Genomic DNA, 935 nt, shown 5'->3' with positions numbered 1-935 from the left:
CGCGCGACGCACCGAGCGCGCGCAGCAGCGCGGCCTCGCGCACGCGCTCGTCGCGCGTGCCGGCAAGCGCCGTGTACAGCACGAGCACGCCGGCCGCGAGCGTGAACGCGAACAGGAACTGCACCGCCCCGACCACCTGCAGCATCATCCGCTGCAACTGCGCGAGGATCGGCGCGACGTCGATCGCGGTCAGGTTCGGGTAGCGCGCGATCAGCGGATCGAGCAGCGCGGCGTCCGATGCCGGCAAATGGAAGCTCGTCAGGTACACGGCCGGGAAATCCTTCAGCACCGGCGGCGGCATCAGCACGAAGAAATTGACGCGGAACGAACCCCAGTCGAGCTTGCGCACGCTCGTGATCGGCGCGTCGACCGTCAGGCCCGTCACGTCGAAGCGCAGCATGTCGCCCGGCTTCACGTTCAGCGTCTTCGCGAGGCCGGCCTCGATCGAGATCTGCGGCATGGCCGCGGTGCCGAACCAGTCGCCTTCGACGATCCGGTTGTCGGACGGCAGCTCGGTCGTATAAGACAGGTTGAACTCGCGGTCGACGAGCCGGCGCGCCTCCTCGGACGGGTACGCGTCCGGATTCACCGGCTTGCCGTTGATCGCGACGAGGCGGCCGCGCACCATCGGCGCGGGCTCCGCGTCGCGCACGCCGTGCGCGGTCAGGTAGGCCGCGACGTCGGCACGCTGGTCGGGCTGGATGTCGATCAGGAACTGATTCGGCGCATCGGGCGGCGTCGACTGCCGCCAGCCCGCGACGAGGTCGTTGCGCGTGATCGCGATCAGCAGCAGGCACATCAGGCCGAGCGCGAGTGCGGTGATCTGCAGCGCGCTCGCCGTGCCGCGCCGGTGCAGCGACGCGAGTGCGTAGCGCCAGCCGACGCCCGCGGCCAGATCGGACGCGCGTCGCGCAGGGGAAGAGTGTGCGCAAGCG

The 935-nt window shown here is 70.4% G+C and carries 1 protein-coding gene; it reads right to left on the bottom strand.

The annotated features are described in order from the left end of the window. A partial coding sequence (locus tag G3N93_RS40810) for an ABC transporter permease (protein WP_374196569.1) occupies positions 1–935 on the bottom strand: 935 nt, incomplete at both ends.

Origin of the sequence: Burkholderia sp. Se-20378 (assembly GCF_017104665.1) — a bacterium.
GTDB classification, from domain to species: Bacteria; Pseudomonadota; Gammaproteobacteria; order Burkholderiales; family Burkholderiaceae; genus Burkholderia; species Burkholderia lata.
Note: the sequence above shows the minus strand (reverse complement) of the source record. Positions and strands in the feature narration are given on the sequence as shown.